Annotated in this window: 19 protein-coding genes; 8 read left to right on the forward strand and 11 right to left on the reverse strand. The window is 64.8% G+C overall.

Annotation, left to right across the window (positions count from 1 at the left end):
* Positions 1-68 precede the first annotated feature (68 nt).
* Positions 69-1,124, reverse strand: a complete 1,056-nt coding sequence (locus tag IVB07_RS16330) for a serine hydrolase (protein WP_247362475.1) — start codon at positions 1,122-1,124, stop codon at positions 69-71.
* Between the two features lie 370 nt (positions 1,125-1,494).
* Here IVB07_RS16330 and IVB07_RS16335 point away from each other — a divergent pair, with 370 nt between their 5' ends.
* Positions 1,495-1,899, forward strand: coding sequence for a metalloregulator ArsR/SmtB family transcription factor (locus tag IVB07_RS16335; RefSeq protein ID WP_094183458.1), 405 nt, complete (start codon positions 1,495-1,497; stop codon positions 1,897-1,899).
* Between the two features lie 2 nt (positions 1,900-1,901).
* A complete protein-coding gene (locus IVB07_RS16340) occupies positions 1,902-2,393 on the forward strand; it encodes an SRPBCC family protein (RefSeq protein WP_247767747.1) in 492 nt (163 codons plus the stop codon).
* Between the two features lie 120 nt (positions 2,394-2,513).
* On the opposite strand, the gene IVB07_RS16345 is transcribed toward IVB07_RS16340, so the two are convergent.
* The 3 genes from IVB07_RS16345 to IVB07_RS16355 are packed head-to-tail and all read right to left on the reverse strand — an operon-like array spanning position 2,514 to position 5,646.
* Positions 2,514-3,734 (reverse strand): ABC transporter substrate-binding protein, encoded by a 1,221-nt coding sequence (locus IVB07_RS16345; protein ID WP_247336135.1) that lies wholly within the window; start codon positions 3,732-3,734, stop codon positions 2,514-2,516.
* A 22-nt stretch (positions 3,735-3,756) separates the two neighbouring features.
* Positions 3,757-4,731 carry a tripartite tricarboxylate transporter substrate binding protein gene (locus IVB07_RS16350; protein WP_247362477.1) on the reverse strand — a complete coding sequence of 325 codons (975 nt, stop codon included), beginning with the start codon at positions 4,729-4,731 and terminating at the stop codon, positions 3,757-3,759.
* Between the two features lie 36 nt (positions 4,732-4,767).
* Positions 4,768-5,646: an IclR family transcriptional regulator gene (locus IVB07_RS16355; protein ID WP_247362479.1), complete on the reverse strand. Its 879-nt coding sequence runs from the start codon at positions 5,644-5,646 to the stop codon at positions 4,768-4,770.
* 210 nt (positions 5,647-5,856) lie between these two features.
* On the opposite strand from IVB07_RS16355, the gene IVB07_RS16360 reads away from it, so the two are divergent.
* A complete protein-coding gene (locus IVB07_RS16360; protein ID WP_247362481.1) occupies positions 5,857-6,699 on the forward strand; it encodes a hypothetical protein in 843 nt (280 codons plus the stop codon).
* Positions 6,700-6,703: 4 nt separating this feature from the next.
* Here IVB07_RS16360 and IVB07_RS16365 read toward each other — a convergent pair whose 3' ends face one another.
* Complete coding sequence (locus tag IVB07_RS16365) at positions 6,704-7,366, reverse strand: response regulator transcription factor (RefSeq protein WP_247767748.1); 663 nt, start codon at positions 7,364-7,366, stop codon at positions 6,704-6,706.
* Positions 7,363-8,748 (reverse strand): HAMP domain-containing sensor histidine kinase, encoded by a 1,386-nt coding sequence (locus IVB07_RS16370; protein ID WP_247362483.1) that lies wholly within the window; start codon positions 8,746-8,748, stop codon positions 7,363-7,365. The genes IVB07_RS16365 and IVB07_RS16370 overlap by 4 nt, the downstream gene beginning before the upstream one ends.
* Before the next feature lie 190 nt (positions 8,749-8,938).
* Here IVB07_RS16370 and IVB07_RS16375 point away from each other — a divergent pair, with 190 nt between their 5' ends.
* Entirely contained in the window at positions 8,939-9,808 is an 870-nt protein-coding gene (locus tag IVB07_RS16375; RefSeq protein WP_247362486.1) for a DUF3280 domain-containing protein, read from the forward strand.
* Between the two features lie 13 nt (positions 9,809-9,821).
* Here the strand turns inward: IVB07_RS16375 and IVB07_RS16380 are convergent, their stop codons facing one another.
* The 3 genes from IVB07_RS16380 to IVB07_RS16390 are packed head-to-tail and all read right to left on the reverse strand — an operon-like array spanning position 9,822 to position 12,858.
* Complete coding sequence (locus IVB07_RS16380) at positions 9,822-10,853, reverse strand: L-idonate 5-dehydrogenase (protein ID WP_247362489.1); 1,032 nt, start codon at positions 10,851-10,853, stop codon at positions 9,822-9,824.
* Between the two features lie 26 nt (positions 10,854-10,879).
* Positions 10,880-11,647, reverse strand: a complete 768-nt coding sequence (locus tag IVB07_RS16385) for an SDR family oxidoreductase (RefSeq protein ID WP_247362492.1) — start codon at positions 11,645-11,647, stop codon at positions 10,880-10,882.
* Between the two features lie 11 nt (positions 11,648-11,658).
* A complete protein-coding gene (locus IVB07_RS16390; protein ID WP_247362494.1) occupies positions 11,659-12,858 on the reverse strand; it encodes a mandelate racemase/muconate lactonizing enzyme family protein in 1,200 nt (399 codons plus the stop codon).
* 177 nt (positions 12,859-13,035) lie between these two features.
* Between IVB07_RS16390 and IVB07_RS16395 the strand changes: the two genes are divergently transcribed.
* A complete protein-coding gene (locus IVB07_RS16395) occupies positions 13,036-13,800 on the forward strand; it encodes a GntR family transcriptional regulator (protein WP_247362495.1) in 765 nt (254 codons plus the stop codon).
* Positions 13,801-13,825: 25 nt separating this feature from the next.
* Entirely contained in the window at positions 13,826-15,190 is a 1,365-nt protein-coding gene (locus tag IVB07_RS16400) for an MFS transporter (protein WP_346658294.1), read from the forward strand.
* A 9-nt stretch (positions 15,191-15,199) separates the two neighbouring features.
* Here IVB07_RS16400 and IVB07_RS16405 read toward each other — a convergent pair whose 3' ends face one another.
* Together IVB07_RS16405 and IVB07_RS16410 are read right to left on the reverse strand one after the other, a co-directional pair.
* The gene (locus IVB07_RS16405) at positions 15,200-16,450 is read right to left on the reverse strand and encodes an arsenic transporter (protein WP_018455238.1); all 1,251 of its coding nucleotides are present in this window, start codon (positions 16,448-16,450) and stop codon (positions 15,200-15,202) included.
* A 286-nt stretch (positions 16,451-16,736) separates the two neighbouring features.
* A complete protein-coding gene (locus IVB07_RS16410; RefSeq protein WP_247362499.1) occupies positions 16,737-19,214 on the reverse strand; it encodes a PAS domain S-box protein in 2,478 nt (825 codons plus the stop codon).
* Positions 19,215-19,429: 215 nt separating this feature from the next.
* On the opposite strand from IVB07_RS16410, the gene IVB07_RS16415 reads away from it, so the two are divergent.
* The gene (locus IVB07_RS16415) at positions 19,430-20,500 is read left to right on the forward strand and encodes a putative zinc-binding peptidase (RefSeq protein ID WP_247767749.1); all 1,071 of its coding nucleotides are present in this window, start codon (positions 19,430-19,432) and stop codon (positions 20,498-20,500) included.
* Between the two features lie 183 nt (positions 20,501-20,683).
* Positions 20,684-22,699 (forward strand): acetyl/propionyl/methylcrotonyl-CoA carboxylase subunit alpha, encoded by a 2,016-nt coding sequence (locus IVB07_RS16420; RefSeq protein ID WP_018455235.1) that lies wholly within the window; start codon positions 20,684-20,686, stop codon positions 22,697-22,699.
* Positions 22,700-22,794: the final 95 nt, after the last annotated feature.

The following is a 22,794-nucleotide window of genomic DNA, read 5'->3' on the forward strand; positions in this document are numbered from 1 at the left end:
CATTCCCGTTCCGACCTGGCGTGGAAAGCCCCGGCTTAGCGGGGCTTTCTGTTTTTCGCTAGGCGGATTCAGTGCGATGCCACCAGATGCGCCAATGCTGGCAGGATCCTGTAGCGCGCGACCTCGTGGGGATATTCGCCCCGATTGGCGAGCAGGACGATCCCGATCCGCTGCGCCGGCACCAGGCCGATATAGCCGGAGGCGTTATTGAGCCCACCCGGCTTGTCGACGACGGTGACGCCTGGAAGACGCACCGTCTCCCAAGCCATTCCCTGTCCGAACTTGTCGTCGACGCGGAAAATCTCGTGCTGCGTCATCCGCAGGGCCTCGCGCAAGTGAGGCTCGGTCGACTGCCCATCGACGCAGGCCGCAACGAATGCGGCGAGATCCCGCGGCGAAGAAAACATCTGGCCGGTGCCGGGGAAATCAAAATAACTCTGCTGGTTGCCGATGGGGCCGATTGCCATGCCCTGATCCGAGTAGCCCTGGACCGCGAGCTGCATCCAGGCGTCGTGCATGACGGCACGGCTGTCCTCGCCGCGTTCGGGCACGGAGGTCGCATTCATGCCGATCGGCTTGAGGATGTGTTGTTCAAACAGGGTTGCGATCGGAGCGCCGTAACAGCGCTCGAGCACGAGTTGAAGCAGCACGTAGCCGGCGTGGCTGTAGACGCGCTGCTTGCCGGGCACTTCGCCGGCTTGCGGTCTCCAGCTGTTGAACATGTCGATGAGCTGCGCGCGGGAAAACGCGTCGCTCGGCCACGGCGGATGATCGGTCGGCAGCAGCATGCCTGAGGTGTGCGTGACGAGTTCGCCGACAGTGATGCGGCGAACATAGTCGCCGGTGAGCTCCGGGAGATATTTCGCCAGACGATCGTCGAGCCGCAGTTCGCCGCGGAGGGTGCCGAGCGCAACCAGCGTCGCCTCAAACGGCTTGCGTAGGGAACCGAGGTTGAACAGCGTGTCCGGCGTGACCGGCCTTCGCGTGGCGCTGTCGGCAAAGCCGTAATTGAAGTACTCGACATGGCTGCCGGCATAAAGTGCAGCGGCGAGACCGCCCGGCTGGTCCGGCGTCGCGGTCGGCGTCAGTTCGTTCGCAACAATGTCGCGCATCTGCGCGATCATGTCGGAATCCGCGGCGGCCCCGCGCGGCCATGCAAGCGCAAGGGGAACGAGCGCGGCCCGGGCGAGCGCCCGTCGGGTGAGATACGATGAGGTGACAACAGACGACACGGCTCTGGCGCAAGATTCGATGCGCCCCCAGTCTCTTGTAGTGGGAAGGGCCGATCCTCCCTATTCACGATTGCGCGTGGTGGGTTCCGCGCGAATGGTCCGTTAGCCCGGATGGAGCGAAGCGCAACCCGGAAAGTGCCGCAGCCGAGCGAGCGGCCCCGATTACGCTTCCCTTCATCCAGGCTACCAGTCGGCAAAATTAACTTAGCTATTTGGCTAACAATTGTTGACGCGAGATCATGGCAGCCCTATAGTTAGCCCCATGGCTAACCAACTATCCCGGCTCGATCAGGTTTTCGCGGCCCTTGCCGATCCCACCCGGCGGGCGATCGTGATGCGGCTCTGCGCCGGCGAGGCGTCGGTCGGCGAACTCGCCGATCCCTTCGCGATGGCGCTGCCGAGCTTCATGAAGCACATCCATGTGCTGGAGACGAGCGGTCTCGTCCTGTCGGAGAAATCCGGCCGCGTGCGCACCTGCCGCCTCAGTCCTGACGCGCTCCTCACTGCGGAGGACTGGTTCCAGCACCAGCGTGCGATCTGGGAGGCGCGGCTCGATCGCTTCGAAACCTATGTAATGAAGCTGAAGAAAGAGCGGGCGGCTGCCAAACGGGCGACCAAGACAAGTAACAAGCCGATCGACAAGACAACCAGACGGAAAGGTTCCTGACGATGACGAATTCTGCCAATCCCGCTCTGTCGCAATGGTCGCTCGACCGTGAGATCGTGATGTCGCGCGTGATCGACGCGCCGCGCGATCTGGTGTTCGAAGCGTGGTCCGACCCGAAGCATCTGCCGCAATGGTTCGGCCCGAAGAGCTTCAAGCTCGAGACCTTCGAGATCGACGTGCGGGTCGGCGGCGTCTGGCGCTTCAACATGATCGGCCCGGACGGCACGGTCTACCCGAACCGCATGCGCTTTCGCCGCATCGAACGGCCGTCGCTGATGGAGATGGATCACGGTACCGACCAGGACGAGGATCCCGGAATGTTCCGTTTCACCGTCACCTTCGCCGAGCAGAGCAACGGCAAGACGGTTCTGATGATGCGGCAGCTGGCGTCGAGCGCGGCGCAGCGCGACGGCATGATCAACTTCGGTGCCGTCGAATACGGCTACCAGACACTCGACAAGCTCGCGGCCTATGTGAGTGGGATGAAGAGGTAGGGCGAGCAGCCACTTCCTCTCTCATGCGGAGGAGGCCGCGGAGCGGCCGCCTCGAAGCACGAGGACCATTGGTGAAGCCTTCATTCTTCAAGGCGCGCGCCCCTCGGGATGAGGGGCGCTTCATTCCTTCGCGTCGTCCGTGACGATGTCGCCGAGTTTCTGCCAGCGCTGGCCGTCGAACTGCACCATCTGGAACTGCTTGTTGACGCGGTAGTCCGTCGGCGTCGTCGTCACCGAGATGCCCGGCAGCGTCAGGTCGAGTGCGATGTTGTTCAGGCTGGCGGCCTGGCGCATCACGTTCTCGCGCGTGAGATCGTCGCCGCATTGCTTCAGCACCTGCACCAGCAGCTGCGCGGTGATATAGCCGTAGACGTTCAGGTTCGAATCCTTGTCGCCCTCCGGGTAGTACTTGGCCATGAAGGCGAGATATCGCTTCATGCCGGGATCGTCCTTCCATTCGGGATCGGCTGAATCCTTGACATAACCGACGCTGACGACGCCCTTGGCGTTGTCGAGTCCGGCAGGTTTCAGCACCGCGCTGACCGAGGAGGCGTTGATGTCGATGATGTGCAGCGGCTTCCAGCCGATCTCGGCCACCTTCTTGATCGCCTGCGCGGCCTGTTTCGGCGTGGTGGCGCTGAACAGCACGTCGGCACCGGCATCCTTCAACCGCAGGATCTGCGAGTCGATGGTCGGCTCGGTGATCTCGTAGGACGTCTCGGCGACGATCATCTTCGCTTTGTCACCGAGACCTGCCTTGAAGCCGGCGAGGTAATCCTTGCCGAGATCGTCGTTCTGATAGAGCACGCCGATTCTGGCGTTCGGATGGTTCTTCAGAAGATATTGCGCGTAGATCCGGCCCTCGACGAGGTAGGACGGATTGAAGCCCATGGTCCAGGGGAAGTTCTTCGGATCGGTGAAACGCGCCGCGCCCGTTGCCGCGAAGAGCTGCGGGACCTTCTTGGCGTTGAGATATTTTTGCACGGCGACATTGGGCGCCGTGCCAATGATCTGGAAGGTCAGCAGCACCTCGTCGCTTTCGACAAGCTTGCGGGTCTGCTCAACCGTCTTCGGAGGCGAATAGGCATCGTCATACTGGATCAGATTGACCTTGCGGCCGTTGACGCCGCCCTGGTCGTTGATCATCTTCATGTAGGCGGCCTGGGTCTTGCCGATGACGGCATAGGCCGAGGCCGGCCCGCTGAGCGGGACGGTCTGGCCGACCTTGATCTCGGTGTCGGATGCGCCGGGATCGTATTTCTTCTGGGCCTGTGCCGCCGGGATCGATAGCGCGAGAACGATCGCGACTGCCGCGACACGGTTGAGAAGTACGTTTTTCATTTCCATTCCCTGTTCGTGACCGTCACTCGCCCTTGAGACCGGCCTCGCGGATCAGCCCGGTCCACTTTTTTGTTTCGTTGTCGATGAACTGACCGAACTCGGCCGCGGTGCCGGCGCGCACTTCGAGGCCCTGGGCGGTTAGCTTGTCCATGACCACCGGCTCGGCCAGCGCGCGCAAGACTTCGGCCTGCAGCTTGTCGACGATGGCCCGCGGCGTCGTCGAAGGCGCCATGAAACCGTACCAGCCGGCCGCGGCCACGTTGGGAAAACCCTGCTCGCGCAGGGTCGGCGCCTGCGGGTAAAGCGCGCTGCGTTCGGCCGAGGCGACGCCGAGCACAATGAACTTGCCGCTCTGGATGTAGGGCATTGCGGTCGGCAGCGCCGTCAGCGTGGCATCGACGCGGCCGGCGAGCAGTTCGGTGTAGGACGCCGCATCGCCACGGAAGGGAATGTTGAGACCCTTGACGCCGGCATCCCTGAACAGGAGTTCGCCGGCAAGATGCGGCTGCGAGCCGGCGCCGGGCGAGGCGAAGGTCAGGCCATCCGGCTTCGACTTGCCGTAGGCGATCAATTCGGGAAGCGTCTTGAACGGCGCATCCGCGCTGATGATCAGGAACAGCGGCGCGATCACAGCCATCGCGACGGGCTGCAGATCCTTGCGCTCATAGGCCAGCTTGCCGAACAGCGCTTCGGCGGTCGCGTAGGGCGCCGCGACATAGAGGAGGGTATAGCCGTCGCCCGGCGCATGCGCGACCGTGTCGTTGGCGATGCGCGTGCCGGCGCCCGGCTTGTTCTCGACGATGAATTGCTGGTGCAGGTTGCGGCCGAACTCTTCGGCCAGCAGCCGCAGCGAGATGTCGTTGGAGCCGCCGGGCCCGTAAGGCGAGATCAGCCGCACCATACGCGACGGCCAGGCGTCCTTAGCGCGTGCGGCGAATGGAAGCCCGGATATCGAAAGAGCGAGGGTGCCCAAAAATGTTCGCCGTGTGATGGTCATGGTGGCCTCCAGATGGCGGAGCGCCGATTGTCTTGTTCATCGCCTGGCGCTCTTCTTGTTCTGCTTTTGTGTTTCGGTCGCCGGCGCCGCCCCAATCATGGTGCGGATGCTGTCGGCAAGAGCGGCAATGCGCGGGCCGATCTCGCCCTCCAGCTGGCCGGGCTGGAGCCGGAATGCGGGGATGCCGCAATTGATCGAAAAGGCCTGCTTCGCCTCACGCGCATGAAACAGCGGCGCGGCGACGGCATGGATCGAGGCGATGTACTCGCCGAAGCAGGTGCAGAAGCCGCGGCTGATGCATTGTGCGAGGCCGGCGCGGTATGTCTCTCGGACGGCTGACCACAGCTCGGTATCCTCGCTTGCAATGCGCTCTTCGAGCAGCGCGGCATCGGCCTGCGGCAAGGTCGCCGCCGCGGCACGGCCCATCGCCGTCATCACCACGGAAATGGGCATGCCGATGTCGGGGACGTGCGGGCCGACGTCGCCGGAGCGCGCGGTCTCGACATAGATCATGGAGGTCGCATCGAGCAGGCCAATCGAGACCGTGCCGCGCACGCTTTGCGCCAGCTCCTGCATCATGGGACGTGCGACCTGGCGGAACTGCATGTCGGCGAGCAGCGGATGCGCCATGCGAAGGGCGCGCGCGCCGACGCGATATTTGGCGCGTTCGGAATCGTAGCGGAGGTAGCCGAGTTCGGCGAGCGTATGCGTCAGCCGCGCCACCGTCGGACGCGGAATCCCGGTCAGCGTCGACAGCTCCATGTTGCCGAGCTGCGTCGCTCCCGCCTTGAACGCTTCGAGCACCACGAGACCCTTTGCCAGCGTCGTCGCGAACGCGGCGTCGTCGATGCTGTCCGCCAGCACGGCGGCAGCGGACGAGGAGGCGCGGATCGGTTTGGACGCGGTTTTGGCCATCGAGGATTAATGAACCCGGTCGGGGCGGTTGTCCAATATATTCATAAAATAGTATTTTGTGTCCACTATACGGACAAGCCGCGGCGTTGCCCGTGCGGATAAAATGTGCGCGACGAGCTCCGCCGCACACAGATTCTCGTCGTGATTCCGTGGGTTGTTGTGACAGGATTATTACGACTGAATTTCATATCGATTACAGCGGAGCGATTCATGTTGCAGTGGCAGGCGCGGACAAATCCCCTCGCGTGGTGGTGGGGGTCCCTGACGCTGGTCAGTGCTGCCAACATTCTCGCCTGGTTCATGCTGTACCGCGCGTTCTATCCCACGTCCGCCGGCCGCATCAGTGGCGGCTCCGACATCGGACTGATGTTCCTGCTCTGCGCCGGCTATGTCTTCGGCTGCGCCTTCCGCTCGTTCCTGCCGCGCGCCGACGTGCAGCGCATCTGTCTGTTCGACACCTGGCTCTCCAGCGTCTTCGTCGGCCGCACGGTCGCGACCGTGGCCGAACTGTGCTTCGCGGCGCAATGGGCGGTCATCCTGCATCAACTCGGGACCATGACGGGCGCCGAGACGGTTGTGAACATCGCGTGGGTGATCGTGCCCATCATCATCATCGCGGAGTGCTTCTCCTGGTATGCGGTGGTGACGACAAACTTCCTTTTCAACGCGATCGAGAACTCGCTGTGGGCGGTGACATTCTTCCTCGCGGGCATCGCGCTGTGCCGGCTGATGCCGGAATTCCAGGGGCCGGTGCGCTGGGCGCTGATTGCCGGCATCGTCGGCATCGCCTGCTTCCTGGCCTTCCTCGTCACCGTCGACGTGCCGATGTATCTCAGCCGCTGGCGGGCAGGGTATGAAGAGGGCAACCGGTTGCTCGGCTTCCTCGAAGGTCTGCATGACGTCTCGACGCGCTGGGTCGTGACCCACGACATCGCGCACTGGAAGGGCGAGCTGACCTGGATGTTCCTGTATTTCACCGCCGCCGTGTGGTCGAGCCTTGCGCTTTGTGCGCTCTACGCGATGGAAGGCTATCTCACGCGCTATCTGGGTTGAGCAATCAGGCCTCGCCGAGATCGACGTCCGTCAAGATGCCCTGGCGCAGCGCCAGCCGGACCAGCTCGATGTCGGATCCGACGCCGAGCTTGTCCTTGATCAGGGAATGCAGGTTCGCCACCGTCTTCGGGCTGACATGGAGCGTCTCGGCGATCTCCTCTGTCGTATTCTCGGCGAGCAGCAGCCGCAGCACTTCGAATTCGCGCGGCGTGAGGACGTCGGCGGCAGAGCTTTCCCCGGCCAGCCGGCTCAGCGCGAGCTCATGGTCGATGTCGGGGCTGATTGCGATCTTGCCGGCGAGCACGTCCATCACGGCGCGCACCAGCGTCTCCGGCGGACTGGTCTTGGTGACGTAGCCCCTGGCGCCGGCGCGGATCGCCTGCACGGCAAAGCCGGCATTCTCGTGCATGGTGAAGACGAGGATCCTCGCGCCCTTGTCCCACTGCCTGATGCGCCTGACCGCCTCGATGCCGCCGATGCCGGGCATGCTCAGATCCATGATGACGAGGTCGGGCGCCTCCGATTTGTAGAGACGATAGGCCTCGGCGCCGTCGGCGGCTTCGGCGATGACGCGAAGTCCCGGCTGCTTCTGGAGCACGGAGCGATAGCCCTCGCGGACGACGGAATGGTCGTCGACCAGCAGAATGGTCGCGCCGGCCGCGCTCATGCGGCGTGCTCCAGCGGCGGCCGATCGGCGGCTGCGAGCGGAATGACGACGCGCAGTGCGGAGCCGCCGTTCGGCTTGGCCTCGAAGCTCAATTGGCCGCGCAAGGCCGCGACGCGCTCGCGCATGCCGAGCAGGCCCATTCCGGATTTCGCGACGGGATCGGTCGCGCGTCCGTCATCGTCGATCGCAAGCGCGATCTCGCTCGCCCCCATCGTCAATTCCAGGCTGACCCGTGTGGCGACGGCATGCTTGGCGGCATTGGTGAGCGCCTCCTGCACGATCCGGTAGAGGCTGGCGCTGATCGTGGCCGGCAGGGTCTCGAATGCGCCGTCGAACCGGATCGAGAAGCGCGTCTCGCCGCGGCTGCGCCCGTTCCAGCCCGCGACCAGGCCTTCGAGGCTGACGACGAGCCCGAGCTCCTCGACATCCGGCGGCCGCAGCCGGAACAGTGTGCCGCGCAACGTCTCCATCATGCCGGTTGCGGTCCGCGCGATGCCGTCGCATTCGCCAAGCAAGGAAGGGCAGTCCTGCGCGGCGGTCTGGCGGGCGGAGGAGGCGAGCGCCCGGATGGCGGCGAGCGACTGGCCGAACTCGTCATGCAGCTCGCGCGCGAGATGGCGGCGCTCCTCGTCCTGGAGCGCGATCAGCTTCCGCGTCAGCTCGCTGCGTTCGGCAAGTGCGGTCTCGAGGCTTTCGGCGAGATGGTTGAAGCCGTCGCGGATCGCGGAGAGCTCGGCAAGGTCGAACGGCGGCAGCCGCGTGGTGAGGTCGTTGGCGGCAATCCGCTCCAGGCCGGTGCGGATCATGCGGGTGGGGCGCAGCGCGCGTGCCAGCGCGGCGTAGACCAGGGCGCAGAGCAGCGGCAGCGCGATCGCCAGCGCCAGCATCAGGCGGCCGGCCTCGTGCCAGGCCTCCGCCGTCTGCACGGCCGGCTCGACCGAGACCACGGCGTCGCCAAGCTTCGCTCCGCGCACGATCACAGGCCGTGCCGCTTCGCGGCCGGGGTCGAACAGGCTGCGATAGAAGGCCGTGAAGGCTTGCGGGGGTGGGTTTGCCGGGGCGGGCGCGCCGCTGCAGAAGCGCTGGAGGATGTCGCTGCTCGTGCCGCGGAATGCCAGGCACAGGCCGGGCGTCATCACATAGGCCGAAACGGGGTCGAGGTTGGGAAAGTCCGAGCGCGGGTTGGCGACCCACTGGATCTTGCCCTGCTGCAGCTCCAGCGTCTTGGCGACGATGGCGGCGATGTCGTCGAGGCGCGCATGCGCCGCGCGGTCGGCCGTAATCAGGAAGTAGGCGGAGATGGCTGCGAAGCAGGCGGCCGATATCGCGGCCACGCGCAACGTCAGACGGACTTTGAGATCGAATCTCGGGCGGTTCCACATCGGCGGGCACCTGGTGCGAACGGGTTGTCGCGCCCGCATTAAACGGCAGAACGCACCTAGCGCAAAGCCGCTAGGCGCCAGTGCGGTGCACCGTCGTGAAATTTTCCCGGTCATCGCCGGGACCGGCGCTGCTGCGAGCCCTGATTACGCCGTCCAGATTGTGCGCCGCTCCGTCATACGAGGCACATTTATGCACCTGCGCCGGTTGATCCTCTCAGTCTGTCTCCTTGTCGTCCTTCCGGCTTATGCGCTCGGTGCCGAGACTGCCGTCGGCGTCGCCATGGACGATTTCAGTTATACCGATACGTCAGCGGAGCCTGCCAACCAGACCGCCGCCCACGAGCGACGGCTGGCGGCCTTCATGGCTGCGCTCCGGCAAGATATCGGCGGAGACCGGCGCTACCGGCTGGTGCCCTCGGCCCAGGACGGCGCGGCGTTCAAGGTGATCGGCGGCATCCAGAAGACGAGCACACTGGTGCAATGGGCCAAGGTCGCCGTGATCGACGTTGGCGCCAGGAAGGTCGTGATGGACAAGCTCTACACCTTCCGCGGCGACAATGATGAATCATGGGAGCGTGCCGAGATCTTCGTGTCCCGCGAGATCATGGCCGCGCTCGGCGCACCCGCGCCGATCGCGCTGGCGGTGTTCGAATTCGAGCTCGAGGACAACACCGCGGCGCCGGCCGCCGGTCTCGCGGCCGCAGATGCATCCTATCTGGCCGAAGTGACCGGCAGTGTGCGCGATGCCCTTGGCCAATCCGGCCGCTACCGCCTCGTCGATGTCGGCAGCGCGAACGAGGAGGCGGTAAAGGCACGCGCTTTACGCGACTGCGGCGGCTGCGAAGCGGCGATGGCGCAAGGGCTCGGTGCGGATCAGTCTCTGATCGGGGTGGTGCGGCGGGTCAGCCGCACCGAATACACGCTCGGCTTCCAGGTGCGCGATGCCAGGACCGGCGCGGTGCTGGCACGCGGCGACAGCGGCCTGCGCCTGGGCGCGGACTATTCCTGGAAACGGGGCGCCGTGCGGCTGGTCAGCGACCGGCTGATCGAGAACCAATAGCAGCGCTCATCGATCAGAACGTCAATTGCACCTTCATCGACTGCGAGCGGTCGCTGGCGAGCTCGAACGCTGCGACCGCGTTCTCGAACGGCATGGTCGCCGTGATCAGCGGCTTGACGTCGATTAGGCCTTCGCCCATCAGCCGCACCGCCAGCTCGAATTCGGGATCGAAGCGGAAGGTGCCGCGGAGCTGCAATTCCTTGGCGACGATGGAGTTGATCGGCAGCGTCATTTCGCCGCCCAGGCCGAGCTGCACCAACGTGGCCCTGGGCCTGAGCACGTCGAGCGCGGTGCGGAGTGCGGCCTGGTTGCCCGAGGCTTCGAACAGCGTGTCGAACACACCCTTGCCGGTGCGCCACGGATCGAGCGCCGTCGCGCCGGCCGCGACATTGATGGCGTAAGTGGCGCCGAGCTTTTTGGCGACCGCAAGCGGCGCCTCCGCGACATCGGTGACCACGATCTCGGCCGCGCCGCCGAAGCGCGAGACCAAAATCATCAGCGCGCCGATCGGGCCGCAGCCGGTGATCAGCACGCGCTTGCCGAGCAGGGGCCCGGCCTGCTTGCCGGCATGCAGGCACACCGCGAGCGGCTCGGCGACCGCGGCTTCCGCCAGCGATAGCTTGTCGGCGATCGGAACGGCCTGCGCCGCATCGACCGTGATGAATTCGCGAAAGCCGCCCTGCACATGGGGAAAGCGCATCGCGCTGCCGAGGAAGCGCATGTCGAGGCACTGGTTGCGCATGCCTTCCTGGCAATGCAGGCACCGGCCGCACGGCTTGCTCGGATTGACCGCGACCCGAGTGCCCGGCTTCACGTTCGTGACGCCGTCACCGATGGCTGCGACCACGCCGGCGATCTCGTGCCCCAGCGCCATCGGTTGCTGGATGCGCACGACACCGAAGCCGCCGTGATGATAGTAGTGCAGATCGGAGCCGCAGATGCCGCCGTTCGCGATCTTGACGCGGACTTCGCCCGGACCGGGCGCTGCATCGGGGTAGCTATCGATCCGCAGATCTTTCGGTGCGTGAATGACGACGGCGCGCATGGTTAGCTCCCTCAGCGTTTCGCGGCTCACATCGCAGCGATCATGCCGCCATCGACATAGATGATCTGGCCGTTGACATAGGTCGAGGCATCCGAGGCCAGGAAGATCGCAGCGCCCACCAGCTCGTCCGGTCGGCCCCAGCGCTTGGAGGGAACGCGGCCCATCAGCCAGTTGTTGAAGTCGGTGTTGTTGACCAGCGCCTCGTTCATGTCGGTCAGCATGTAGCCGGGGCCGATCGCGTTGGCCTGGATGCCGTGCTGGGCCCATTCCACCGCCATCGAGCGAGTCAGGTTCTTGATGCCGCCCTTGGCAGCGGTGTAGGGCGCAATCGTGGGACGCGCGAGCTCGCTGCCGAGCGAGCCGATATTGATGATTTTGCCGTACTTGCGCGGGATCATGCGCTTGGCCGCCTCGCGGCCGATCACGAAGGCGCTGGTGAGGTTGGTCTCGATCACCTTGCGCCACTCGTCGGTGGTGAACTCCACCAGCGGCTTGCGGTGCTGGATGCCGGCATTGTTGACGAGGATGTCGACCGCGATGCCCCTCTTGTCGAAGTCGTTGAAGGCGGCGACGATCGCAGGCTCGTCGGTGACGTTGAAAGCGGCGCCTTCGGCCTGGTGGCCGGCGGCGCGAAACTCGGCGACGGCCTGCTCGACACGCTTCGGATCGACGCCGTTGACGATGATCCTGGCGCCGGCCTTGGCCATGCCCTCGGCAATGGCGCGGCCGAGACCGCGGGAGGAGCCGGTCACGAGCGCGGTGCGGCCGGAAAGGTCGAAGAGGGCGGTGCTCATCTCAAGAATCCTCAGACGTTGGAACGGCGCACGGTCAGATCGGAGCGGTCGAAGACGGCAGGCAGAAGGTCGACGCCGAGGCCGGGGCCTTCCATTGGATAGACAAAACCATCCTTGATCGTGGGCATGGTGGTAACGAGCTCATTGTACCAGCCCTTGTAGAAGGCGCGCACCGATTCCTGGATCAGCGTATTGGGCTGGCTGAACGACATGTGGATGGCGGCGATGAAGCCGATCGGGCCGATGCAGTCGTGCGGTGCGAAGGGCCGGTGATAGGTCTCGGCCATCGCCGCGATCTTGCGGCCCTCGGTGAGGCCGCCGGTCCAGCACAGATCCGCCATCACCACATGCATAGCGTCGCGGTCGAGCATGTCCTTGTAGGGGAAGCGCGACCCCAGCGTCTCGCTGGCGCAGACCCAGACGTCGGTGCAGCGGGCATATTCGGCCAGCGCCTGCGGCGAGTTCATACGGATCGGGTCTTCGTACCAGGTCGGCTTGTAGGGCTCGAGCGCGCGCGCGATCTGTTTTGCGGTTGGCAGGTTCCACAGCGAGTGAAGCTCGACCATGATCTCCATCTTGTCGCCGACCGCCCTTCGGATCTTCTCGAACGGCTCGATCGCCTGCTTCATCTGCGCGGCGGAGATGTAGAGACCCTTGTTCTCCTGCGCCGCCGGATCGAACGGCCAGATCTTCATGGCGGAGATGCCGCTCTCCAGCAGGTTTTCGGCAAGCGCGTCGGCGCGGTGCATGAAGCCGTCGAGGTCTTCGTAGGGACTCTTGGCAGCGCCAAGATTCCAGTTCGCGACCGGGCTGATATTGGTGGAGCGGACATATTGGGTGCCGGCGCAGGTGTTGTAGATGCGCTGCTTGTCGCGGCAGAGGCCGCCGAGCATCTGGTGGACCGGCTGATTGCAGACCTTGCCGAACAGGTCCCACAGCGCGATGTCGATTGCCGAGGCCGCGCGATATTCGACGCCGGTGGACGACTGCGCCATCGGCAGGTTCAGCATGTCGCGATGGATCGCCTCGATGTGCAGCGGATTGCGGCCGAGCAGGCGGCCGGCAAAGGTGTCGTGGATCTGCGTCTCGACTGCGCCGGCGCCGTAAAAGGTTTCGCCGAGACCGATCATGCCCGTGTCGGTGTGGACGCGCACCCAGATGACGTTGGAGAATTCTTCGGTGCGCAGCGTCTCTATCGACGTGATTTTCACGGCAACTCCTCCCATCGCAGGCGCGCGCAGCGCCGTCTTGTTGTCATTGCGCACCGCAACATGGTGCGGGCAGGCGTCAAGTCTTACGCTCGCTTGTAATATATCACAACATGTTTTAGGGATATCACCAACAAGGCGCCATCCAGCAACGACGGCGCGGGCTGAGGGAGAGACGGCATGGCAACGCGCAAGCGCGCGCTCGAGGTGGTGAGGAACGACGACGGCGAGGGCAAACCCTTCCGACGCAACCGTCTCAACTTCTTCGAGCTCGCCTACCGGAGGATCGAAGAGCTGCTCGTCCATTGCGAGCTCAAGCCGGGCCAGTTCATGACGATGCTGGAATTGCAGCACATCACCGGCTTCGGCCGTACGCCGGTTCATCACGCCGTCAATCGTCTCTCCGCCGATACGTTGATCATCATCCGACCGCGCCACGGTCTGCGCATTGCGCCGATCGATCTGGCACGCGAGCGCATGCTGCTGGCCTTGCGCCGCGACATGGAGCGCTTCGTGATCCGGCTTGCGGCCGATCGCGCCAGCCTCTCGCACCGCAATCAGGCGCTGCATATCGAGCGCCTTTTGCGCGAGCGCCGCGCCACTCTGACCCTCGACGAGTTCAACAGTATTGACCGCCGCATCGACGCGCTGGTGCTGGAGGCGGCAGGCGAGCCGTTTCTGGTGCACACGCTACGGCCGTTACACACGCTGTACCGGCGCATCGGCTACATCCACCACCGGTTCATGCCGGGACAGGCCGAACTGTCAGGCACGATCGATCGTCACCTCGCCATTCTCGCCGCGGTCGCCGGCCGCCGCGTCGAGGACGCGGTGAAGGCGAGCGATGCACTGATCGACTACATGGGCGAGATGTTCACCGGCATGGAGGTGGGGATCGACCCACGCCTGCTCGATTGCAGCATCGAGCCGCTGCTTGGCACGTAAGAAAGATTTGAAGAGAGGACCAAAGATGTCGACGATGGCGATGCCACAACCGACCGCGAGCGAAGCCGCGGTCCGCTACCTCATCACGAACTACAGTCCCAAGGGCAACAAGGTCGGCTGGCTGATGATGGCCTCGATCCTGGTCGAAGCCTGGGATCTCTATTCGATCGCCTTCGTGCTGATCTTCATCAAGGAGCAGTTCAATCCCGATCCGCTGATGCTGGGCCTGGCCGCGGCCGGTACGCAAGGCGGCGCCCTGATCGGTGCGCTGCTCGGCGGCTGGCTCTCCGACAAGATCGGCCGCCGCGTCATGTTCCTGGTGACGATGGTGCTGTTCATCGTGCTGGCGCTGGCGCAGGCCTTCGTGCCCAACGTGTTCTGGCTCGTCGTGATCCGCTTCTTGCTCGGCGTTCCGCTCGGTTCGGACATCTCGACCGGCTACACCTACATCATGGAATCCATGGCCAAGGGTGAGCGCGAAGTCATGGGCAACCGCTGGCAATTCATGTTCGCGGTCGGTGAGGTCCTGACGATCGGCGTCATCGTGATCTTCCTGCTGCTCGACATCAACCACGAAACGCTATGGCGGGTGACGCTCGGCCTCGGCGCGCTGCCGGCGCTGATCATCCTGATCATGCGGCACGACGTGCCGGAGACGGCGGTCTGGCTGGTGCAGAAGGGACGCTACCGAGAGGCCAAGCAGGTCGCGCGCGATATGTTCAACGACGACCTCGCCATGCTGCCGGACCATGACGTGGAGGTGCCCAAGGTGTCCACCCGCGACTTCCTCGCCGACCTCAAGAAGGATCCGATCCGCTGGCGCGCCACGATCTACGGCTGGATCGCCTGCTTCGCGCAGGCCAGCGAGTTCTCGACCTTCGCGTTCTACCTGCCGGTGCTCTTCGTGATGGTCGGCGTGTCGAGCGTGCTCGGCATCAATCTGGTGACGATGGCGCTGTTCTCCTTCGCTGCCGTGTCGGGCTGGGTCGGTCCGCTGCTGACCCCGAAAATCGGCCACCGCGGCATCTCGATCGCGGGCTTCTCGATCGTGCTGGTCTCGCTGCTGGTCGCGGCCTTCGCGCTCTACACCGACAACAAGATCCTGCTGCCGTTCGCGGCTGCCGCGATGCTGTGGGGCCATTATTGGGATGCCTCCAACTGTATGACGATCCCGACCATGGTCGCCAAGCCGAAATATCGCGGCACCGCCAGCGGCTTCGCCTACATGTTCGTGAAGCTGCCGTCGTTCCTCGCGATCTTCCTGTTCCCGTCGTTGTTCGCGGCGATTGGGCAGGCGAATGCCACGCTGTTCGTCGCGATCTTCCCGCTGATCGGATTGCTTGCCGCAATCTTCATCCTGCCGGAAGTCTACGGCTACGAGAACGACTGATCTCGCAAGTTACCTGATCGCGGCCGCCAGGGCCGCGATCAGGGCCGGCGGCGTCACGAGCAGTCCGAGCTTGAGGAACGGCCAGGCGCCGACTTCGATCTTCTCCCGCCGCAGCGCCACCAGCCACAGGATGGTGGCGAGCGAACCGGTCACCGACAGATTGGGACCGAGATCGACGCCGATCAGGATGGCGCTCACGACCGGCGCGGGCAAGTGATCGCTGGCGGCGACCGAGCCGGCAACGAGACCGACGGGAAGATTATTGGCGATGTTGTCGGCGACCGCGGTGGCGATGCCGACGCTCCAGGCCGCCTTCGTCACGGATTGTCCGACAGCTTCATGCAGCAGCGCGCTGAGCTGCCCGATCACGCCGGTCTTGATCAGCGCTTCCACCATCACGAACAATCCGCCGACCAGCGGCAGCACGCTCCAGGAGACGCCGCGCAGCACGGGGAGCGGCGATTGCCGGTTGAGCAGCAGCACGATTGCGGCTGTCACCACGCCGCAAACGAAGGTCGGCAGGCCCAATTGCTTGTCCAACGCGGAGGCCGTGACCAGCACGACGCCGATCGCCACGATGCCGATCGCCGTCAGCTTGCCGCCGCGGCCGAGCTTGGGATGCGGCACTCTGCGCGCGATCGTCTCTTCCTTCAGGGCGCGGTGCTGGGTCAGGCGCAGCACGACATAAGTCAGCAGGATCGAGGCCGCCGAGGGCAGGGCGAACAGCCGCAGCCATTCGGTGAGCGCAGGCATGTGGGCGCCGAACACGACGAGATTGGCGGGGTTGGAGATCGGCAGCACGAAGCTCGCGGCATTGGCGATGAAGGCGCAGACGAAGAGATAAGGCAGCGGCTTGGCGCCGGCCGCACGCGTCGCGGCATAGACGGCGGGGGTCAGCACGATCGCGGTGGCGTCGTTCGAGAGCAGGACGGTGACGAGCGTGCCGACAATGTAGATCAGCAGGAACAGCCGCTGCGGCGAGCCGCCGGCATGTTCCACGGCGAGCGCTGCGAGATAGTCGAACAGGCCTTCGAGCCGCGCCAGCTCGGCGATCAGCATCATGCCGATCAGGAAAAGATAGACATCCACGCCTTTCTCGATGCCGGTGAGCGCATCCCGCCAGGGCAGCAGACCGAACAGCACGAGCGCACTGGCGCCGATGATCGCCCAGATCGCCTCCGGCAGGCGAAAGGGCCGGATGATGACGCCTGCGGTCGCGACGACGATGATGCTCCAGGCCCAGATGGCGTTAGACGGCACGTTCGATCCTTGAGATGTGTCGGTTCATTCGGCAGCGATAGCGGAAGCCGATGTCGATGTCTTCCCCCCGCGAGCGCGGACGGCTATCTGCGATTGCCGCGTCTCGGCCCGAGTTTCAGTCCACAATGTTGTTCAAAAGCCCGTTGGGTTGGAGCGGCGCGATAGCGCCGTCATTGCGAGGAGCGCAGCGACGAAGCAATCCAGACTGTTTCCGCGGAAAGATTTTGGATTGTTTCGCTGCGCTCGCAACTACGGAGTTTGTGGCAGCTTCGTGCGACCATAACACTCATCGCGCCATCGACGGCTTTGCCGTGATTGCCTTGCGCAAGATGCGCGACAGCGCTTCGACCGAATACGGCTTCTGGATCAGCTCGAAACCGCGATCGGCGTTCTCGGCGAGAACGTTGCTGTAACCAGAGGTGAGCACGACGGGCAGGCCCGGATAGCGTTCGCGGATGATGCCGGCGAGCTCGACGCCGTTCATGCCGGGCATGATGACGTCGGAGAAAACGAGATCGACGGCGAACTCGTTCTCGCCGAGAATGGCGAGCGCCGCATTGGCGTTGGCGGCGCGGCGGACGACATAGCCGAGGTCTTCCAGCAGCTCGGTGGAGAACCGGCCGACCTCGTCGTCGTCTTCCACCACGAGCACGCGATAGCCGCGCCCGGTGGCCGCGGCCTCATAGGTCAGCGCCGCGGCTTCCTGATCTGTCGCGGGGCTGTGCGCCCGCGGCAGATAGATGGTGAAGGTCGCGCCTTCACCATGGGTGCTCGTCACGGCGATGTCGCCCTCGGACTGCTTTGCGAAGCCGAAGGCCTGGCTCAAGCCGAGGCCGGTGCCCTTGCCGACCTCCTTGGTGGTAAAGAACGGCTCGAAGATGGCTTCGATGTTTTCGGGCGCGATGCCGCTGCCAGTGTCGGCAACGGAGATCGCGACATAGTCGCCGCCGCGCGCCGGTTGCGTGCGGAGGTCGGGGATTCCCTGAACTTTCCGGACCGCGATGGTGAGACGGCCTTCGCCGTCCATGGCGTCGCGGGCGTTGATGGCGAGGTTGATCAGCGCGGTCTCGAATTGCGCGATATCGGCGACCGTGAAGCAGTCGCCATCGTGAACCTCCACCGCAATTTCGATGCGGCCACCGACCAGCGGCCGGACCAGCTGCGCGACCCCTTCAACCTGGCTGCCGACGTTGAAGATCTGCGGTTTCAGCGGCTGCCGGCGCGCAAACGCCAGCAGCTGGGCGGTCAGCTTGGAGGCGCGCTCGACGGTGTCCGAGATAGCATCGACATAGCGGCGACGGCGCTCCTCCGGCAGCTCGCGGCGGCGCAGGAAATCGGTGGCCGAGCGGATGATGGTGAGCAGATTGTTGAAGTCGTGCGCGACGCCGCCAGTGAGCTGGCCGATCGCCTCCATCTTCTGCGATTGCCGCAACGCTTCCTCGCCGCGGCGACGCTCGGTGATGTCCACAGCCTCGGGCACCGCGCCGGTGATGTTGCCGTGGCGGTCGAGCACCGGGCGCATGCCGAACTCGAAATCGCGCTCCCCGATGGGAAGGCGCAGGCGCATCTCCATCCGCACGGCTTCGCCCTTGAGCACGGTGTCGAAGGCCTCGCGCACTCGTGCGCCCATGCCCTCCGTCGTGCTGAACCAAGGCGTCTGCCACAACGGCTTTCCGATCACATCCGCAGGGCTCGCCTTGATGGCGTCGAGCACGGTCGTGTTGGCGTAAAGCAGCTCGCCACTGAGATTGACGAGGCCCTGATACTGGTTGCTGGTCTCCAGGATGGCGCGCAGCCGCGCCTCGTTGGATTCGAGTTCGGCGGTGCGCTGGACGATGCGTTCTTCCAGCGTCTCGTTGAGCTGCCGGAGCTCGATCTCGGCCTGCTTGGCCACCGTGATGTCATGGGCAACGCCGATGAAGCCGATATGCCTGCCGGTCGGGTCCCAGCGCGGCTGCGATTCCGAACGCAGCCAGCGCCATTCGCCGGCGGCGCTCTTGTAGCGGGCTTCCAGCACGAACGGTTTGAGTGATGCTTCGCCCTGAACGGATTGCTGTAGCACGTGGGGCAGGTCGTCCGGATGCAGCACCTTGCGCCAGTCGAAGGCAATGGCCTGGTCGTAGGGCAGGCCGACGAAATCGACATAGGCCTGGTTGGCGAAGGACCGTGTGCGGTCGAGTTTGGTGACCCAGATCGGCACCGGGGCGCTGTCGGCGATCAGCCGGAAGCGCTCTTCGCTCTCGCGCAGGGTCTCACGCACCAGCATCTGGTCGGTGACGTCGATATGGGCGCCGACGAGGCGAAGGGCGCGGCCGCCACCGTCCCGCTCGATCTTGGCGACGACGCGGATCCAGCGGGTCTCGCCGTCGCTGGGGCGGATGATGCGGTATTCTGCGGTATAGTCCTCACTGGTGCCGGACAGCGCTTCGATGAAGTGCTTCACCGTAGCGTCCCGGTCGCCGGGATGAATGCGATTGATCCAGTCCTCGTGCGACTCGTCGGCAGCTTCCGGCGGCAGGCCGTGAAGCATCAGATATTCCGGCGAACGGCGGTTCTTGAAGCCTTCGCGGAAATCGACTTCGAGACCGCCGACCTTGCCGATGCGCTGGATGCGCGCAAGTTCGGCTTCGCGCTCCTGGAGCGCGCGATAGGCGTTGTCGCGCTCGCGCGCAACATCTTCCAGGTGCTGGCGCAGCTTTTCGGCGGCGATGGTCTCGGGCAAAGGATCGTTCAAGGCGTTGGCCGTTGTGATGCGAGAGCGCACGTGGCGGACCGATATTCACACAGACGTAGCGCGATGGCCATTGCTCAGAGGGAATATGGAAAGAAAGGCGTCGCCGGATGCAGTATGGTGGGCATGAGCGAACGCCAAGTCTGGCTATTTGTTCCGAACATTGGAACGATGAGCCCGCCGCGCGCGTATCCGCGAGGCGCCACAACTGTCATTCCCAAAAGCTCCCTTTCCGAAGAGGCTAAATCTTGAAGCTTTTTGTCTGCCAGGCCTGCGGCAACGTCCTCTATTTCGAGAACCGCACCTGTGAACGCTGCGGCCATCGGGTCGCGTTCCTGCCGGAGAAGGAGACGATGTCGGCGATCGAGCCCGACGGAGAGGTCTGGGCCACGCTCGCCGACAAGGGCAGCGGACGCATGCCGTGCCGTAATGCCGAATATGATTCCTGCAACTGGCTGACGGATGCAGGTGATACCACCGGCTATTGCCGCGCCTGCCGGCATAACGGCGTCGTGCCGGATCTGTCGGATCAGGCGCAACTCGCCCGCTGGCGCGAGCTGGAGATGGCGAAGCACCGGCTGTTCTATTCCCTGATCCGCTGGAAGCTGCCGCTCCAGACCCGGCAGGACAATCCCGAACATGGCCTGATCTTCAATTTCCTCGCCGACGATCCGCAGAGCGGGCAGAAGGTCCTGACCGGCCACGACAACGGCCTGATCACGATCGCGCTGACCGAGGCCGACGACATCGAGCGCGAGCGGCGCAGGCTGGAGATGGGCGAGCCCTACCGGACGCTGCTCGGGCATTTCCGCCACGAGGTCGGGCACTATTTCTGGGACGTGCTGGTGCGCGACGGCGGCATGCTGGACGAATGCCGCGCCGTGTTCGGCGACGATTCCGCCGATTACGGTCAGGCCTTGCAGCGCCACTATGCCGAAGGCGCCCCGCCGGACTGGCAGCAGAACTACGTTTCTGCCTACGCGACCACGCATCCCTGGGAAGATTTCGCCGAGACCTGGACGCACTATCTTCACATCGTCGACACTCTGGAGATGGCTAGCGAGTTCGGCATGGAGGTGCGGCCCAAGGTGGACCGCGACGGGGAGTTGACGGCGCGCATCCGCTTCAACCCGTACGAAGCGAGGGACGTCGAGGCCATCGTCAACGCATGGCTGCCCTTCACCTTCGCCATGAACAGCGTCAACCGCGCCATGGGCATGCGCGATCTCTATCCGTTCATCCTCTCGCCGGTCGTTGTCGACAAGCTCGGCTTCATTCACGGCCTGGTCCGGAACGTGGGCAAGGCCGGGAAGCCGTAGGCCGTCCGGGGCCTGTCAGGCCCGTTTCGGTCTTGCTTCGGTCTTGCGCTGGTACGCCAGAGGGGCCGGATTTTGACCGTTGCCTCCAGCCTATTTTGATGTACCACGGGAGCCACACGGCCCCTCCCATAGGCTCCAACGGCCAGGGAAGGGTCCCGCCCAAGGTCGAGACTCAAGAAAAGCATGTTCAAACGCATTCTGATCGCCAATCGCGGCGAAATCGCCTGCCGGGTCATCAAGACCGCTCGCCGCATGGGAGTTCAGACGGTCGCGGTCTATTCCGAGGCCGACCGCGACGCTCTCCATGTCGAGATGGCCGACGAGGCCGTGCTGATCGGCCCGCCGGCTGCGGCCGAGAGTTATCTGGTGATCGAGAAGATCGTGGAGGCCTGCCGCAAGACCGGCGCCGAGGCCGTGCATCCCGGTTACGGCTTCCTGTCCGAGCGCGAGGCGTTTCCGCGCGCGCTGGAGGCGGCCGGCATTGTCTTCATCGGCCCCAACCCGGGCGCGATCGCGGCGATGGGCGACAAGATCGAATCCAAAAGGGCCGCCGCGAAGGCAAAAGTGTCGACCGTGCCCGGCTATCTCGGCGTCATCGAGGACGCCACGCACGCGGTCAAGATCGCCGACGAGATCGGCTATCCCGTGATGATCAAGGCCTCCGCTGGCGGCGGCGGCAAGGGCATGCGCATCGCGCATTCGACCTCCGAGGTCGCCGAGGGGTTCAACCTCGCCAAGGCGGAGGCCAAGGCCTCGTTCGGCGACGACCGGGTCTTCATCGAGAAGTTCATCGTCGATCCCCGCCATATCGAGATCCAGCTGCTCGGCGACAAGCACGGCAACGTAATCTATCTCGGCGAGCGCGAATGCTCGATCCAGCGCCGCAACCAGAAGGTCATCGAGGAAGCGCCGTCGCCGCTGCTCGACGAAGCCACCCGCCGCAAGATGGGCGAGCAGGCGGTCGCACTCGCCAAGGCGGTGAATTACGACTCCGCCGGCACCGTCGAATTCGTCGCGGGGCAGGACAAGAGCTTCTACTTCCTGGAGATGAACACGCGCCTCCAGGTCGAGCATCCTGTCACCGAGCTGGTCACCGGCGTCGACCTCGTCGAGCAGATGCTCCGCGTCGCCGCCGGCGAGAAGCTCGCCATTGCGCAGAAGGACGTCACGCTGACCGGCTGGGCAGTGGAGTCGCGCCTCTACGCGGAGGACCCGTTCCGCAACTTCCTGCCCTCGATCGGGCGCCTGGTGAAATACCGTCCGCCGGCGGAAGCGAGCCAGGACGGCATCACCGTGCGCAACGACACCGGCGTGCAGGAGGGCGGCGAGATCTCGATCCATTACGATCCGATGATCGCCAAGCTCGTCACCCACGCGCCGTCGCGCGCCGCCGCGATCGAGGCGCAGGCCACTGCGCTGGACTCGTTCTATGTGGACGGTATCCGCCACAACATCCCGTTCCTGTCGGCGCTGATGCATCATCCGCGCTGGCGCGAAGGCCGGCTCTCCACCGGCTTCATCGCCGAGGAATTCCCCAAGGGCTTTGCCGTGCGCGTGCCTGAAGGCGAGGTCGCACGGCGGCTCGCTGCGGTCGGCGCCGCCATCGATCACGTGCTCGGCGAGCGCAAGCGGCAGATCTCGGGGCAGATGGGCGGCCGCATCGTGCAGCGCGAGCGTCGCCGTGCGGTCTGGCTCGACCGCCAGGAGATCCTGCTGGAGATCGCGCGCGAGGGCGAGGCGGTCGCGGTGCGTTTCGTCAATGCTGACGGCAAGACCGGCAATGCGCATCTGTTGCAGTCGCCGTGGAAGCCGGGCGATCCTGTCTGGCAGGGCACCATCGACGGGCATGTCGTCGCGGTGCAGGTGCGCCCGATCGCGAACGGTATCCGCCTCGCGCATCAGGGCGTCGAGGTGCCGGTCTATGTCTGGACCGAAGCGGAAGCTGCCTCGGCGCGGCTGATGCCGGTGACCACGGCTGCCGACACCGGCAAGAAGCTGCTTTGTCCGATGCCCGGTCTCGTGGTCTCGATCGCGGTGACCGAAGGGCAGGAGGTCAAGGCCGGCGAGACGCTCGCGGTGGTCGAAGCCATGAAGATGCAGAACGTTCTGCGCGCCGAGCAGGACGGCACGGTGAAGAAGATCCACGCCAGCGCCGGCGCGACGCTCGCGGTGGATGCGCTGATTTTGGAGTTTGCGTAACGTCATTGCGAGGAGCCACCGGGTCCGCGCGAAGCGCGGCCCGATGACAGGCTCCGCGACGAAGCAATCCAGTCTGTCTCTGCGGATGCATTTCT

It is taken from the genome of Bradyrhizobium sp. 172, assembly GCF_023101065.1.
Taxonomy (GTDB): Bacteria; Pseudomonadota; Alphaproteobacteria; order Rhizobiales; family Xanthobacteraceae; genus Bradyrhizobium; species Bradyrhizobium canariense_D.